This is a genomic window from Weizmannia sp. FSL W8-1119 (assembly GCF_038008605.1).
Classification (GTDB): domain Bacteria; phylum Bacillota; class Bacilli; order Bacillales; family Bacillaceae_C; genus Weizmannia; species Weizmannia coagulans.
Genome location: NZ_JBBOZL010000001.1, coordinates 627,731 through 643,994 on the forward strand (window position 1 = coordinate 627,731; position 16,264 = coordinate 643,994).

A 16,264-nucleotide genomic window follows, 5' to 3' on the forward strand; every position below is an offset into this window, starting at 1 on the left:
AATGCAGGAAAAACTTTGCACTCTAAAGCTGATTCAACATACAGAGAGGACAGAATAAAGCATTTTCGCAGATGCATTCTCCTATGATATTGAGGTAGAGCTTGCTGACAAATCAGATACAAGCCATAATCGGATTCGTTCAGCAAGCCCGAAATAAATTTTGTCGTTTTCCCCCACTGTAAAAGTAGTTATTGTTCTTCCTGTGGAAAAACGGAAGTATATTTTATATGTAAAATTGGCGTGCTGGCGCTTGCTTTCCGGGTAATTTGCCATTCACAAAATCGTAAATTTCGCCAGGCGAAAAAGCTTTACTCTTTTTATTAAGGTGATATAATATGGGTTGCATTTAAAAAGAACGGACAAAAAAGCCCGCAAAATGAAGAAGAGAGGTCTTATGGAAATCAAAGCTGTTAAACTCAAGCAGAAGTCTACTTTTTACCTGAACAGATACTTAACGGGGGATTCTATAGATTACCGGGAAGTTATTGGCATTATTATCCCGATTTTGGTGGACCAGGCGTTTTTGATCTTAATGAGTTTTCTCAACACGGCGATGATCAGTTCTGCCGGCGTCAGTGCTGTCAGTGCCGTGAACATGGTAGATTCATTGAATATTTTTCTTGTCAACGTATTTATCGCAATTGCAACCGGTGGAACGGTGATTGTTGCCCAGTATAAAGGAATTGGCAATAAAGAAATGGTATCAAAAACAGCGACACAGGCCATTTCTGCCGTTGCCATTTTTTCCGTCGTGCTTGCCGCGTTTGTGATTGTATTCAACACGCCGACCTTAAATTTACTGTTCGGGAAAGCAGATGCAGCCGTTTTTCATAATGCGAGAATTTATTTGATTGGTAGCTGCCTCTCATATCCTTTTATTGCGATTTTCCAGGCGGTACTGGGCGGTTTGCGCGGCGTCGGGGATACAAAGCCATGCCTCGGTTTGTCGCTGTTTATGAACTTAACGAACACCGTGCTCAATGTTGTGTTTATTACCTTTTTTCATATGGGTGTCGTCGGCCTTGTGACATCCATTTTATGTGCAAGAATTTTCGGCATGATCGCTTCCATTTTTTATGTCATGAAGTACAATGAGTCGGTTCGTTTTAAAATAAAAAATGCGCTTCACCTCGATTTTTCATTATTGAAGAAAGTGATGTTTATCGGGATCCCGTTTGCGGCGGAACAAATCTTTTTTAACGGCGGGAAACTGCTGACGCAGACATTTATTGTGCAGCTTGGGACATTGGCGCTGACGGAAAATGCGATCGCAAGTTCAATCACGCTGCTCTTCCAGATTGGACCGAACGCGCTCAGCATTGCGATTGTCACGATTGTCGGACAATGCATGGGCCGGCGGAATATCGTTGACGCGCGGAAATTTGCAAAGTCGTTTATTGTTATGTCTTCGCTGCTTTATGTCGTAACGTCAGCGGTTCTTTTGCCGTTTTTCCCTGTCATGATGAAGCTGTTTAATCCGCCTGAATCGATTATTCCGACGATCTTTACGATTGTCCTGATTTCTGCAGTCGGGCAGCCGCTGTTATGGCCGCAAAGTTTTATTATGCCGGCCGCGCTCCGGGCAGCAGGCGATTCAACATTTACATCGGTGGCTTCGCTGTTGTCGATGTGGCTTTTGCGGGTCATACTCGGTTATATTTTAGGGATCACATTCGGTTTTGGCATCACTGGCATCTGGGTTGCGATGATTGCCGAATGGGGCGTACGCGGGCTCATTTTCATGAACCGCTTCAAAGGTTCCAAATGGTATGCGCATAAACTGGTTTAACGACGGAAAGCAGTGCGGTCGCCCGCACTGCTTTATATTTTAAAAACAGGATGCGGCATGGTTGGGTCCCCTGTAATACCAAACTAAAGGCAGTGCGATGAAGGACCCGTTCATCGCACTGCCTTTCATTTGGAAAGCATACTGTTTCAAGAACAGGATTGCCGGGGGACAAAAGGGGTGATCCGTGGTTGGAAATGTTTTTTAACGGCTTTCCGAAAAAAGTCTCCCATCCTCAAGGAATGTGAAGGTGCGAATTGCACCAATGAGTAGGTGGGAGATGAATTTCGGTTGGCTTTAGCCAAAGTTATTTTTCCAATCCTTTTCTCAACAATTCTAAGATTGCGGCTGTTCTAGTTGGAATCCCATTTTCTTTTTGATATTGCTCCAATTTTTCTAATATCGTCTTAGGCATACGAATTTCTACACGTTCTTTCTCTTCTCTCATGATTATCACCTCATATTGATTGTACGGATTTTTTACGATATAATCAATATATACGAAATTTTTCCGCACAAAGTGAGGTGAATTGATATGGCCAAGCAAAACAAAGCTTTCAAGTTTCGTTTGTTACCAAACAAAGAACAATCCGCATTATTAGCTAAGACATTTGGTTGTGTTCGCTTTGTCTACAATAAGATGTTAGCTGAACGCAAAGAAACGTATGAAAAGTTCAAGGATGATAAAGAATTGCTTAAAAAGCAAAAGTTTCCGACTCCTGCAAAATATAAAAGTGAATTTCCATTCCTAAAAGAAGTGGATTCTTTAGCTTTGGCAAATGCACAAATGAACTTACAGACTGCTTATAAGAATTTCTTTGAAGGAAATGCGGATTTTCCAAAGTTCAAAAATCGTAAAGCAAAACAATCCTATACAACTAATATGGTCAACGGAAATATTAAGCTAGAAAATGGTCATATCAAACTGCCAAAAATCAAAAAGCCAATAAAAATGAAACAGCATAGAGAGATACCTGCTGATTATAAAATCAAATCTTGCACTATTTCTAAAACAAAGACAGGCAAGTACTACATTTCAATTTTGACAGAATATGAGAAAGATATTCGTCCAGTTAACATACAGAAAGTTGTTGGTTTGGATTTTGCTATGGATGGTCTATATGTCGAGAGTGAACAGGGTAAGAAAGCCAATTACCCACGTTACTATCGGCAAGCCTTAGATAAATTAGCAAAAGCACAACGAATTCTTTCTCGAAGAAAGAAAGGTTCTGCACGTTGGAACAAGCAACGACTAGTAGTGGCTAAGTTACATGAGAAAGTGGCGAACCAACGCATGAATTTTCTTCATCATAAGTCAAAAGAATTAGCTTCTAACTTTGATGCTGTCGTGATTGAGGACTTGAACATGAAAGGGATGTCTCAAGCCCTTCACTTTGGGAAAAGCGTTCATGATAACGGCTGGGGGATGTTTACTACTTTCTTAGCGTATAAGCTAAAAGAACAGGGGAAACAACTTGTGAAAATTGATAAGTGGTTTCCCTCCACTAAGAAGTGTTCTTGTTGTGGTGCAGCAAAACCTGTGAAACTATCTGAACGCACCTACCGTTGTTCGTGCGGTTATGTGGCAGATCGCGACTATAATTCAGCAATCAATATCAAAAATGAAGGTATACGCTTATTAGCGTTATCATAAGTAACAAAACTCTTGGAACAAGAGGGTTAGCTCGGTCAGTTTTCGTTGGCTAGTAAAAGCAACGATAAGTCGAGAAGCCCCCACTTCAATCAAACCGTAAGGTTGATAAGTGGAGGGTAGTTCACTTCTGCCGATAACTCCATCAGATCAAGGTTGACAATCACTTTTGCTTCACGATCAAATAAAATGTCTTCCGCTTTTTTTGTCAAAAAGCAGGTGGAAACGCCGAACTTCCGGATCAGCCATACCTTTGTGCCTTCTGTTGCAAAAGATTTTTCCGCATCCTGCAAGAGCCGCACCAGCATTTTCCCTTCCTCAAGGGAAATCTCCCCACCGTGCAGAAGTTTTTCCAATAAAAAAATGGCGAGCACTTCTTCAAATGGAAAAGCCTGTTCTTGCGCCTGCGTTTGTTCCATGTAAAAATGGAGTACAAAATCGGAAACAATGCCCCGTTTTAGCATGTCTGCCTTGCTGATCCGTTGCCCGCCGCCTGGTGCAAACATTTCGGCAAGCTCATCAAGCGAAAGGTTTTCTTTCATCGCCTGGATTTTTTCAATGCGCTCCAAAATGCGTTCGCGGGGGAAAAAGGTTTCCTGCCCGGTAAACGTGGATTTGCGGATAAACCAGTCTTCCGGAATCAGGTTTTTCCGTTTCCACCGGTATAATTGCCCATAGGAGATGCCGGTTTGTTCGAGCAGATCTTTTTTGGAGATTAAATCTTCATCCATTTTTGCCACTCCTTTGCCGCTTTTAATATAACATAACACTGTTACGATGTAAACAAGAAAGCAAATTTAGAAAATTTCATCTTAACGGGGCCAAAATATGGTATAGTTATATCTATACATAGGATGGATGTTCAGAAAGGAAGAAAAACATGATTGCGGAAGAATTCAAAAGGATGCTCGGCCAGAAATCGGTCATCCGGGAGATTGCTGAATACGGGGCAGTACGGGCGAAGGAAATCGGGTCTGAAAATGTTTTTGACTACAGCCTTGGCAATCCGAGCGTGCCGGTCCCGCAAGCTTTTACCGAAAAACTCGTGGAACTTGCGCAAAACCCGGCGGTGCACGGCTACAGCCCGAGCCTTGGGATTGATCCGGTCCGTGAAAAAATTGCGGATTCCTTAAAACGGCGGTTTGGCCTGCCGTACCGGAAAGAACATATTTTTATGGCTACAGGGGCAGCCGGCGCCATTGCACACGCGTTAAGGGCGGTAACCGTGCCAGGAGATGAAGTGCTCACGTTTGCGCCGTATTTTCCTGAATACGTGCCGTACGTCAATCAAACGGGCGCGGTGTTAAAAGTCGTTCCCGCTGATACGGAAAATTTTCAAATTCATTTTGACGCGTTCCGCCGGATGATTTCGCCCAAAACGGCAGCTGTTTTAATCAACACGCCGAACAATCCTTCAGGCGCTGTCTATTCAGAAGCCACGATCCGGGAATTGGCGCAGATTTTGCAGGAAAAAGAGCGGGAATTCGGGCATGAGATTTATATCATCACAGATGAACCGTACAGGGAAATTGTGTTCAAGGATGTAGAGGCTCCGTACGTTGCAAAATATCATCCATACACGATTACGTGCTACTCTTTCAGCAAGTCGCTGTCGCTGCCAGGCGAGCGGATCGGATACGTGGCCGTGAACCCGGGCTGCCCGGATGCGGAACTGATCGTCAATATGTGCGGCCAGATCTCACGGGGCATCGGCCATAACTGCCCGCCGTCGATCATCCAGCTCGCTGTTGCCGAAGTGCTGGACATCACGGCGGATCTCTCAGTCTATGAAACCAACATGAATATTTTGTACGATGCCTTGGTCGATATGGGGTTTTCCATCACAAAGCCCGGCGGCACATTTTACATGTTCCCGAAAGCATTGGAAGACGACGCTGTGGCATTTTGCAAAAAAGCACTTGAATATGATTTGCTGCTCGTTCCATCTGACACGTTTGGCGTTCCGGGCTACTTCCGGATTGCCTACTGCATCCCGACAGAGAAAGTGGAACGGTCGCTTGAAGCGTTCAAGAAACTGGCAAATGAATATCAACCATGAAGCATTGGCCAGTCCGCCGTATTTCGTGTAAAAACAGACTAAAGTTTTCAAACTGGAGCCAAGCCGATGATTGCAGCCGGCAATAAAATAACAATGTTTCGCGCAAAATAAAGTGGACCTAACCTCAAAGCCATGCATCTATTTGCATGGCAGCTGCATTTTTTCAGGATGCGGTTCAACAGCCCAAATGGAAACCGGGCGTGCATAGAGAGAGGCAGGTTATGATTTTGAGATCATGGAGTCTAAATACTTGATGATCTCTTCTTTGTTTCCGGAGACGGATTCTTCCCTAAGCTGGTCTTTCTTCAATTTTTCGTGTGCTTTGTGCAATATTTTTTCTCCTTTTTCTGCCGGCACCACCACCACTCCGTCCGCATCGCCCACGATGATGTCCCCGGGATTTACGGCTACTCCCCCGCAGGAAATGGGGACGTTTATTTCGCCAACACCGCTTTTTCCGCTTGCTGACACAGTTGTGCCCCTGCAAAAAACAGGATAGTTCAGTTTTATAACACCATCTATATCACGAATAACGCCGTCCACAACAATCCCGCTTATGCCCAAAGTTTTTGCCATCCCGACCACAAAGTCGCCGGCAATGGCTCTGTACTCGTCTCCTTTTGCGTCCACTACAAGAACATCGCCAGGTTGTGCATTTCTAATGGCTTTTAAGACGGCTAAATTGTCACCCACCGGCATTTTAACAGTAAAAGCTTTGCCGCAGAGAAAATAGGACGATTTCAATGGCTTAATCCGCGGGTGCAAGTTATTCAAACCATCCATAGCATCTGATATGCAGGTGGCAGGAATGGAACGGAATGCTTCTACTAATGCATCCATAGCTGAACCTCTCTTTCTTTAAGACTCGTTTTATGTATACTATACTGAAATAGAGAAAAAAATGAAAATAAAAAATTGTTATACCCATTCATAACAAAAATGAATAGGCGGGGAAAAAGAAAACGGCAAGACACCGCCATTCACAGTGCCTCACCGTTTTTCAGTGCCCTCTGCCTAGGAAGAGGGGGAGTATTTTACTCGTACACCGCCTCAAACTCTGCTTTGTAGCTTGCAAAGTCCTGTTTGTTAAACAATGGCAAATACAGCCCGATGTTCATCAGTTCGTCGCCGCCGTAAATGTTGCCTGTTTCAATATGCCGGTAGTTTTTGTCCGGGTCAAGGCCTGCCAGTTTTAATATTTTCACCGGGCCGGCTGCTTCAGATAGTACGTTGAAAAAATAGGCAATGGTATGTTTCCGGTCCGGCGAGACAAATTGCCAGGCGGCGCTGTTGCCTTCAAACGGGCTTATCAGGCGGTAAAACTGGCCAAACTGGAACAATTGACGGTGTGCTTTGTAAAATGCAATCTGCTCCCGGATCACTGCTTTTTCATCTTCCGTGCATTTTGTCAAATCCAACTCATAGCCGAAATTGCCGCCCATTGCCACGTCACCGCGCGTCGATAGCGGCGTAACCCGGCCGGTTTGGTGGTTCGGAACGGCCGAAACATGCGCGCCCATGGTAACCGGCGGATAGGCGAGGCTTGTGCCGTACTGGATTTTCAGCCGGTCGGCCGCATCGGTATTATCGCTCGTCCACGTTTGCGGCATATAATACAGCATGCCTGGATCAAAACGCCCGCCACCGCCGGAACAGCTTTCAAACAAAATATCAGGATAACGCGATGTCAACTTTTCTAAAAAGTCATACAGCCCGAGCATATAGCGGTGGGCGGTTTCTCCCTGGTTTTCCGGCTCCAGCAGGGCGGAATGGACTTCTGTCATATGGCGGTTCATATCCCATTTGATGTAATCGACATGGACATGATCCAGAATTTCTGTCATCTGCCGGAAAATGTTTTCGCGCACATCCCTGCGGCTAAAATCGAGCACATATTGGGAGCGCCCTTCGGAAATCCCGCGGCCCGGAATTTGCAATGCCCAGTCCGGATGTTCACGGAAAAGGTCACTGTCCCGCGAAACCATTTCCGGTTCAAACCAGAGCCCGAATTTCAATCCGCGTTTATGGATTTCTTCCGCCAGATTTTTGATCCCCATCCGGATTTTTCCGGCGTATTCATACCAGTCCCCTAAAGAACTGCGGTCATTGTCCCGGTGGCCGAACCAGCCGTCATCCAGCACAAACAGCTCAATGCCGAGTTTTTGCGCCTCGTCGGCGAGTTCAAGCAATTTTTGATCATGAAACTGGAAATAGGTCGCTTCCCAGTTGTTGATCAACACCGGGCGTTCCGCATCTTTATGTTTGCCGCGCAAAAGATGGCGGCGGTAGAGCGTGTGAAACGTTTGCGACATCCCGTTCAGCCCGTCTCTGCTGTATGCCATCACTGCTTCAGGGGAATAAAAAGTGTCACCCGGCTGCAACGCCCAGCTGAACCCGAAATCATTCAGCCCGATCCCGAGACGCACCTGGCCGAACTGGTCCTGCTGCACAATTCCGGCAAAATTGCCGCTGTAAACGAGGTTCACCGCATATGCTTCACCTTGGAATTCCGTTGTTTCAGGCCGTACAAGCGCCAAAAAAGGATTTTCCTGGTGGCTGCTGGCGCCGCGTTTGCTGTCTACACGCCTGATCCCGTCCGTTACCGTTTCTCTTTTGATTTGCCGTTCGCGTTTATGGGCGCCGGGGAGATGCAACAGCTCAAAACGTCCGGCCGGGAAATCGACATTCAGGCTCATCAAGCGTTCAATCCGAACAGGCTTGTTTCCGCCGTTTGTTAGCACAGCCGCGCGGGAAATCGCCGGCAAGTCGCGAAAGATGGTGTATAAAAGCGTTAATTGAAGGCCTGTGAGTTTGTCTTCCAGCATGATTTTCAATGTTTCGGCTTCATTTGGATTGGCAAAAGTAGCGGGAAGCCCGGGAAGCGCCGGCTTGCCTTTTAAAATGTCATACGCCCGGTAGCGGAAGTCCGTGACCGTTGACCCGTCCGCATGCCGGATAACATGCGCCGGCTCACGGAAATCGCCGTTGCCGTATCCCGGGAATTCCTGCAGCACCGTATCCAGTGAAAATTTGCGGTCTTTTGCACCGGGCGGGTTCGGGGAAAAACTGCGGCCGATGCGGGGATAGGCGCGCCCCCCGTGGTAGGCCCTGACCGGCGCTCCCCAATACAGATGTTCAACGCAGCCGAATGCATCCACTTGTAAGAGGTAACTCACTTCATCATTTTGCAAATGGAAAGTTTTCGTTTGTTCATCAAATGTAATCATCCATCTTCCTCCTTCAATAAAATGCAGAGGCTATTTTCAGTTATGCTGCTGAAGTTGGAATGGCCGGGGCATCCCGATTTTGTTCAATATTATACATATGGGATAAAGCAATGGCACATCTGCTTTACCGCCGGAATCCGTTTACACTAATATCATTTTAGTATTTGCACCGGGCCTTGTCACTTGATTTGTAGAGAAGCTGTCCGGGCACATTCGTATCCCAAAAATGCAGCACCCTTTCCTAGGAAAAATTTGGCATAAAAAAGTTAGCGCCGGGATATTGCATTCTTGTGCTGGCGTTGTAAAATGGCTATTATTAAAAGTAGTTGAGAAATATTTTGTTCACATTTACACAATGGAGCTGATGATGATGCGGGAAACCATTTCAAAAGAAAATATCCGGGAAAGAGTGCGCGACATTGTGTTGAACGATTTCGATGATGACCCTTCGGAAATAAAGGACGACACCCTTTTTGTCGATGATCTCGGTGCGGACTGGATTGATCTATCAGAGCTGGCTGTGGAGTTATCGGATGAATTTGATCTCGATATAGAGGAAGATGAAATCAATAAGCTCGTTTCCATTGAAAAAGCAACAGATTATATATATGAAAAACAGCGAAAATGCCGTGAACATCTGGCAATCAAACTGCCGAGAATACTGGAAATGAGAAAGCAAAACAAGGCCCGTGGATAAGCCGAGAACACGGGCCTTGTTTTTGCTTACGGGGTGGTGCCGGTGCGCAATGCACATTTGCAAACCGCTTTTTTTCCATTATACTATTACAAGGCAGTGAAACGCCCCGTTTTTTGAATATAAGAACTTTACACATCAAATGTGTTGAGATATTCGTTTTTCATTGGAAGGAGAGATTGGATTGGCCATTTTGCAAGGGGAATCATTGATAACGGAAATCCGCGACCTGGATGCAAAAGGTTCCGGGCAGGCGGTTGTCTGGCGTGAAAATGAACTTGGCAACGCGAAAAAATTAAAACTGACCATTCCGCGTACGCTTCCGGGGGAGAAAGTGCGCGTCACCGTGGACCAGCCGGAAAAAAGAAGAAGAAAGGCACTGCCGGAAGAAATTCTCGAAGCCCATCCGGAAAGGGTGGCGCCAATGTGCCCGCACTTTGACCGGTGCGGTGGCTGTGTCTGGCAGCACTGGGCATACGAGGGCCAGTTAAAGCAAAAAACTGCCCATGTAAAAGAAGCCATTGCCGCACAAGGCTTTGACCCGGCGCTTGTCCGTGATACGATCGGCATGGACAATCCCTGGCACTACCGCAATAAAATGGAATTTACATTTGCCCCGGACGGATCGCTCGGCCTGCATGAGCAAGGGAATTTCCGGAAAGTGATTCCGCTTGAAACCTGCCTGATTGCCGGAAAAGAAATGGTGGATGGCGCGATGGAAGTGGCCGCATGGGTAAAAGGACATGGCTTAAAAGGCTATGACAAAGATGCGCACGAAGGCCTCTTACGCCACTTAATGGTGCGCCAGTCTTTTGTAACAGGGGAAATGATGCTCGCCCTGTTTGCAACAAAAGCGCCGGACGGGGAGCTGGCTGAAGCGGCCCGCGATTTGGCAGAACGGATCACCGGCAAATTCCCGCAAGTAAAAAGCCTGCTCTGGCTCGAAAATACCGATTGGGCAGACCGGACACAGGCGGAAAAAACACATGTCCTCTCCGGACGTGATTTTATTTACGATGAAATGGGCGGTTACCGTTACCGGATATGGTTCGATACATTTTTCCAAACCAACCCGGTACAGGCACAGAAACTCGTCGATCTTGCGCTTGAAATGGGCCGGCCGGAGAAAACAGAAAAAATGATTGACCTGTTCTGCGGCGTCGGCACATTTTCGCTGCCGTTTGCGGACCGTGTCGGGGAACTTGCCGGCATTGAAATCGTCGAAACCTCGATTGAATCTGCCAAACGGAATGCAAAAGACAATGGCATTTCAAACACATATTTCCTTGCCAAAGACGCACGCAAAGGGATTGATGAAGTGCTGGAAAGCTTCGGCAACCCGGAACTGTTGCTTCTCGACCCACCGCGTTCCGGCGCCGGCGGCAAAGTGATGCGCAAAATCGGCCGGGCCAAACCTGCGCGCATTGTCTATGTCTCCTGCAACCCGGACACATTTGCAACGGATATCAAGCAGCTCGAACCGTTTGGCTACAAACTGACTGCCGTCCAGCCGGTGGACCTGTTCCCGCATACGGTGCATGTGGAATGTGTGGCGCATTTGGTTTTGACGAATGAAGCTTAAAAAAATGACGCCCTAAAATTGAAAACTTGACTTTTCCAATTTTAGGGTGCCTCTCACTGAAGTGGACGAACTCTGGATTACTTTTTTACTGAAAACTTACCCATGTTTTCATTTCTTTGATGATCTCGGGTTGAATTTGGCATGGAACATAATCTGTATTGTCAGCCACAAAAAGTAAGAGTAAAATAAGAACCAAGTAAGATCTAAGTAAGACCTATTTGAGGTGAACTGAATGGAAATAAAAAGCTTTTACCGTACCCAGCGAGACCTGGCTACGGCACTAAAACAGCTTGTTGATGCATATTGGAATGAAGAAATCACAGAAGAATTTCTAATCGATGGCATTCAAAGTATGTATAAAAACAACGAAGAGAAACTTATAAAGGGACATACATATACCACAATTGTTCAGCAGCAGTGCGGGAAAAGGCGTATGGCTGTTGTGAGTAAAGTCTTAGATTTAACAAACGTGGAATGAAAGGTCGGATGGCATGTCGGCGGAATTAGCTTATTCTTCCGTATTAACAGGGGCTTCCTTTATGTATTACGAATTTAAGCAAGTTGTAGCCCTTAAACAAAGTGGCTTATCTGATCAGGATATCAGAAAAAAAGTGATAGAGGAAAACATTTTCCAACATAATAAAATTTCAAGCTTGAAGCGTGGCTTGCCTTCCATTTTAAAAAGGACGAATGTCTTGGATGACACGTTAAGGACATTTGTTCTTGAAGAACCATTAGAAGTTGGGAAGGTCATCAATCTTTATGCCATTATGAAGACGGATCGGCTCTTCTTTGAATTTATGGATGAAGTCGTTCAAGATAAGCTTGAAACCAATAATTACATACTTGAGAAAAAGGATTTAAATGCTTTTTTTATGGCAAAGGCTGAGCAAGACGAAAATATTGCGAATTGGTCTGAATCAACCATTCGAAGATTGAAGCAAGTGTACGTGAAAATTTTGGTTGAAACTGGATTATTACAAGATAAAAATTCCCACGAGCTAAGACGGTTGCTGATAGATGAAAAAGTTAAAATGCATATTTCTCGGATTGGCGACATCCGATATATCCATGCAATGGGTGAATAGGTGGTGACGGCGTGGCAAATTTAAATGCAAGATTAGATAAAATCATTCCAAAAATTAAAGAAAAAAAGTTTATTGAGGGCCGGGGTCTCGGGAATGAGATCAGTTTTTACATTTTCGACTATAATCCGGCTGATGAACTAGCGGTTCGGGATTACATCAAGCATGTAAAGAAAGAATTCAGCTACGACGGTTCAGATCGAAACATTATCGAGTTTGATCTTTATAAAATGATGATTGAAATTGCCAAGGAGAAACGAATTTTTGATCGAATATTTGATATAGAAAAGCGACAGGGCAAGGATACATTGTTTAAGGCAATGACCAACTTTGCAAAGCCAAGTATCTTTCTTGATAAAATGAAGCATCAATTGGGAGACCACAATGTCGTTTTCATTACAGGTGTTGGTAAGGTCTATCCGTTTGTTCGGTCCCATAATATCTTGAATAATCTTCAAGAAGTCATTGATAAAATCCCTGTTGTCATGTTTTTTCCAGGTAAATACGATGGACAGTCGCTCCAGTTATTCGGTAAGTTAAAAGATGACAATTATTATCGGGCGTTTCGCTTAGTGGATTAGGGAAAAAGAGGGGGATACAAAAGTGATTATCAGGGACATGTTCCAAAAGGACATTGAAAGAGACATAAAAGGTGTCATTAAAGTTGCACAAACAGATGAAAAGTTTATTTATCAAGAACTTGACGAATATGTGGTCACAAAAGAAATTAATCGGCACTTGTCCAAGTTTTATGAGAACTACCAAAAAGGAATTGATGGCTATACAGATAAAATGGGCGTTTGGATTTCCGGTTTCTTTGGAAGCGGGAAATCGCATTTCTTAAAAATCCTTGCCTATTTACTCGAAAACAAAAAAGTGCAAGGGAAGAAAGCTGTCGATTTTTTCCAAAATAAAATTCAAGACCCATTAATTTTGGCGAATATGAATCGCACTGCATATGTGGATACGGAGGTTATCTTATTCAATATTGACTCCAAAGCTTCACTAGACAGTAAAACCAAAGATGATGCCATTTTGCGTGTTTTTCTGAAGGTATTCTATGAACATCGTGGCTATTATGGCGACATTCCTGGTGTAGCCGAAATGGAAAAATATTTGGATCAAAGGGGTCTTTACAATGCCTTCAAAGTAGAGTTCAAAAATCTTTGTGGGGAAGAATGGGTTGATCGGCGGAATACTTTTTATTTTGACGCTGACTACGTGATCGGTGCACTTACGAAAGTAACAGACATGTCGGAGGAATCTGCGCGTAACTGGTTCGAAAATGGCGTAAATAACTATGAAATTAGCATCGATAAGTTTGCGCAAGAAGTGAAAGATTATATTGATCAAAAAGGCGACAACTTCCATCTTGTTTTCTTAGTGGATGAAATTGGCCAGTTCATTGGCCGCAGCGGAAATTTAATGCTGGATCTCCAAACGATTGCTGAGGATTTGGGAACGTATTGCCAAGGAAAAGTCTGGATTATGGTCACTTCCCAAGAAAGCATTGACAGTATCATCCAGGTCAAAGGTGACGACTTTTCCAGGATTCAAGGCCGTTTTGATACTCGTTTATCCTTATCGTCCATTTCAGTTGATGAAGTCATAAAAAAACGAATTCTTTTAAAGAAGGACTTTGTAAATGACAAATTAAAGCTCCTCTTCCCTGAAAAAAGCGCTATTTTAAAGAACTTGATCAGCTTCCGGGACAGCACGGCAGATCTGCGTGGTTTTGACAATGAACAAGAATTTGCGGATGTTTATCCATTCATCCCTTATCAGTTTAAGCTGCTGCAAAATGTATTTGAACAAGTCCGTAAACATGGTTCCTCTGGTAAGCACTTATCAGAAGGGGAACGTTCCATGTTATCAGCATTTAAAGAAGCTGGCCTCCGTTATAAAGATGCTGAAGAAGGGGCACTGATTCCGTTCTATGCTTTCTATGACACAATCAAGGAATTTTTAAACCCTTCCATTTCAAGGGTTATTGACGGCGCATATGAAAACCCCGCTTTAGCAGATGACGAGTTTAATATGGATTTGTTAAAAGTGCTCTTCATGATTAAATATGTCAAAGAGCTGCCGGCAAATTTGGACAATATTGCCACGTTAATGGTGACAAACATAAATGAAGATAAATTGCAACTTAAAGAAAAAATAAAAGTATCGCTTAGAAAACTAATTCAACAAACATTAATCCAAAAAAATGGCGATAACTATATTTTCCTTACTGATGACGAGCAAGATATCAACCGGGAAATCAAGTCTTTAAATATAGATGAAGAAATCGTCAAAAGGGAACTGGCAAACTATATTTTCCAGGACCTTTATGACGAAAAACGGTTCCGTTATTCCAGTGATTACTCTTTCAGCTATAATCAAAAAATGGATGAGAAAAATTATGGGAATCAAACATCTAATATTGGTATCAACATTCTTTCCCCGCTTTCGGATCACTATCTCAAGTCTGAGCAAGAATTAATGATGATGTCGTCTGGTATTGGCGAAATGATCGTCAAGCTTGGCGGAAGTGATGCCTATGTTGAAGAAATTGGGGAAGCTTTAAGGATTGAAGAATATCGAAAGAAGACAAATATTACCCAGCTCCCTGAAAATATTCAAAACATCTTGAATAACAAACAAGCTGAAGTCCGTGAAAGAAGAAGAAGGGTTCGTGAACTGCTAGAAGAGGCAATTAAAGACGGTTCCTTTTTTATTTACGGTGACAAGGTAGATATTAAAGGTTCGACTGTTCGTGAAAAAATCAATGCTGCCTTTACATTGTTAGTGGATAATGTCTATACCAAACTAGGCTATGTAAAAGAACATTTGGAAAATGAACGAAGCCTTATTTCCATTTTAGCTGCCGGTCAGGAGAAACTTCCTTTTGCAGATACATTAGGGCCGGATCCAAATGAGCTGGCCAAACGTGAAATTGCAGAATTTATCAGTTTGCAAGATGATCTGAAAAAACAAGTAAGAGTAAAGATCTTATATGATCGCTTTAGTGATAAGCCTTATGGTTGGAAACAATTGGATATTGCTGGATTAATTGCTCAATTGTTGAAAGAACAAAGGATTCGTATTCGATATAAAGCAGAATATTTGGAACCGGAAGAAAACGTCAACGCATTGGTGACTATCTTCGCCAAACCAGCAGAAGCCGATTTGGCTATTGTAATCAAACGGGTAAAAGTTGATGAAAAGCTTATTCGGATTGCTAAGGGGATCTGTAGGGATTTATTTAATAAAACAGATTTGCCAGATGATGAAGATGGCCTATTAAAAGAAATTAAAATGCTCATTGAGCAGCAGATTCAGGAGATTAAAAATTATAAGATTCATTATGAAGGTAAAAAATATCCTGGATTAAGTTTGTTGAATAAAGGGCTGGAATACTTTGGGCAATTTCATAATGGTTTAGACAATGTTTCGTTCTTTATGAAGCTAAAAGAATTGGAAGATGATCTTTTGGATTGGGAAGAAGATATTGTCTACGTGAAAAGCTTCTTCGGAACCGATCAAAGGAAAATTTTCGAAGATGGTTTAGCCGCATTGAAGAAATATGAAGAAAATAAAGCTTATTTATATGGTGATGAAATTGAAAGAGCGATGAGCCAGCTTCGTTCTATTATTGAGGATCCGATTCCATATAAAAAAATAAAGGACATACCAGAGCTCATTCATGTCATGGATGAGCAAGTCAAAAAAGTGTTGGAAGAGAAGAGAGAAAATGCCATTGCGAAGTTGAAAGAGGATCAGGATTACTTGTTATTACGTACTTCCCAGTATGGCGTTTCGAAAGTTACAGAAGATAAAGTCAACCAGTATTATGATAACCTTTATGGGAGTGTAGAATCTTTTTCCGATATTTTTAAGGTAGACGCAACAATTTCCCAAAGTACAACCTTTAAAGAAAGAATGGAAAGAGAGATTCAAAGAGAAATGGCGGCATGGCAAAGGAAGAAAAAGGAAGAGGCAAGACGACCAGGAGACGTTGTGGTAGGATCTGCCGCACCGCCTGTTCAAAAGCAAAAGAAAACGGTCAAGGTCACACAACTTGTTGATATTAAGACTTTGAAGACCGAGGAAGATGTAGACCGTTACATTCGTGCATTGTCTAATCGATTGAAACAAATCATTAAAGAAAATAGCGAAATAGAATTTGTGGACTAAC

13 protein-coding genes are annotated in these 16,264 nt (G+C 43.5%); 9 read left to right on the forward strand and 4 right to left on the reverse strand.

From position 1 onward, the window contains the following. Nucleotides 1–394 precede the first annotated feature (394 nt). Nucleotides 395–1,789, forward strand: coding sequence for an MATE family efflux transporter (locus NSQ19_RS02945; RefSeq protein WP_133537693.1), 1,395 nt, complete (start codon nucleotides 395–397; stop codon nucleotides 1,787–1,789). Nucleotides 1,790–2,093: 304 nt separating this feature from the next. On the opposite strand, the gene NSQ19_RS02950 is transcribed toward NSQ19_RS02945, so the two are convergent. Further along, a complete protein-coding gene (locus NSQ19_RS02950; protein WP_003352379.1) occupies nucleotides 2,094–2,234 on the reverse strand; it encodes a ribbon-helix-helix protein, CopG family in 141 nt (46 codons plus the stop codon). Between the two features lie 87 nt (nucleotides 2,235–2,321). Here NSQ19_RS02950 and NSQ19_RS02955 point away from each other — a divergent pair, with 87 nt between their 5' ends. Beyond that, complete coding sequence (locus NSQ19_RS02955) at nucleotides 2,322–3,440, forward strand: RNA-guided endonuclease TnpB family protein (RefSeq protein ID WP_340702346.1); 1,119 nt, start codon at nucleotides 2,322–2,324, stop codon at nucleotides 3,438–3,440. A gap of 89 nt (nucleotides 3,441–3,529) precedes the next feature. Here NSQ19_RS02955 and NSQ19_RS02960 read toward each other — a convergent pair whose 3' ends face one another. After that, a complete protein-coding gene (locus NSQ19_RS02960) occupies nucleotides 3,530–4,168 on the reverse strand; it encodes a YhbD family protein (RefSeq protein ID WP_133537620.1) in 639 nt (212 codons plus the stop codon). A 149-nt stretch (nucleotides 4,169–4,317) separates the two neighbouring features. Between NSQ19_RS02960 and NSQ19_RS02965 the strand changes: the two genes are divergently transcribed. After that, on the forward strand, nucleotides 4,318–5,496 hold the full coding sequence (locus tag NSQ19_RS02965) for a pyridoxal phosphate-dependent aminotransferase (RefSeq protein WP_340702347.1): 1,179 nt from the start codon (nucleotides 4,318–4,320) through the stop codon (nucleotides 5,494–5,496). Nucleotides 5,497–5,715: 219 nt separating this feature from the next. On the opposite strand, the gene NSQ19_RS02970 is transcribed toward NSQ19_RS02965, so the two are convergent. Then, on the reverse strand, nucleotides 5,716–6,336 hold the full coding sequence (locus NSQ19_RS02970; protein ID WP_340702348.1) for an RraA family protein: 621 nt from the start codon (nucleotides 6,334–6,336) through the stop codon (nucleotides 5,716–5,718). A gap of 194 nt (nucleotides 6,337–6,530) precedes the next feature. Beyond that, nucleotides 6,531–8,723: an alpha-galactosidase gene (locus NSQ19_RS02975; protein WP_340702349.1), complete on the reverse strand. Its 2,193-nt coding sequence runs from the start codon at nucleotides 8,721–8,723 to the stop codon at nucleotides 6,531–6,533. A 370-nt stretch (nucleotides 8,724–9,093) separates the two neighbouring features. On the opposite strand from NSQ19_RS02975, the gene NSQ19_RS02980 reads away from it, so the two are divergent. From NSQ19_RS02980 to brxC, 6 genes are all read left to right on the forward strand, one after another. Beyond that, nucleotides 9,094–9,420, forward strand: coding sequence for an acyl carrier protein (locus tag NSQ19_RS02980; protein ID WP_017553163.1), 327 nt, complete (start codon nucleotides 9,094–9,096; stop codon nucleotides 9,418–9,420). 181 nt (nucleotides 9,421–9,601) lie between these two features. Further along, entirely contained in the window at nucleotides 9,602–10,999 is a 1,398-nt protein-coding gene (gene rlmD, locus NSQ19_RS02985; RefSeq protein WP_340702350.1) for a 23S rRNA (uracil(1939)-C(5))-methyltransferase RlmD, read from the forward strand. 232 nt (nucleotides 11,000–11,231) lie between these two features. Beyond that, on the forward strand, nucleotides 11,232–11,477 hold the full coding sequence (locus NSQ19_RS02990; RefSeq protein WP_326242091.1) for a TIGR04540 family protein: 246 nt from the start codon (nucleotides 11,232–11,234) through the stop codon (nucleotides 11,475–11,477). 13 nt (nucleotides 11,478–11,490) lie between these two features. Next, nucleotides 11,491–12,087 (forward strand): DUF1819 family protein, encoded by a 597-nt coding sequence (locus NSQ19_RS02995; RefSeq protein ID WP_326242090.1) that lies wholly within the window; start codon nucleotides 11,491–11,493, stop codon nucleotides 12,085–12,087. A gap of 11 nt (nucleotides 12,088–12,098) precedes the next feature. Continuing rightward, nucleotides 12,099–12,665 (forward strand): DUF1788 domain-containing protein, encoded by a 567-nt coding sequence (locus NSQ19_RS03000; protein WP_326242089.1) that lies wholly within the window; start codon nucleotides 12,099–12,101, stop codon nucleotides 12,663–12,665. A 22-nt stretch (nucleotides 12,666–12,687) separates the two neighbouring features. After that, nucleotides 12,688–16,263 (forward strand): BREX system P-loop protein BrxC, encoded by a 3,576-nt coding sequence (gene brxC / locus NSQ19_RS03005; protein ID WP_340702351.1) that lies wholly within the window; start codon nucleotides 12,688–12,690, stop codon nucleotides 16,261–16,263. The last annotated feature ends 1 nt before the right edge of the window (nucleotide 16,264 follow it).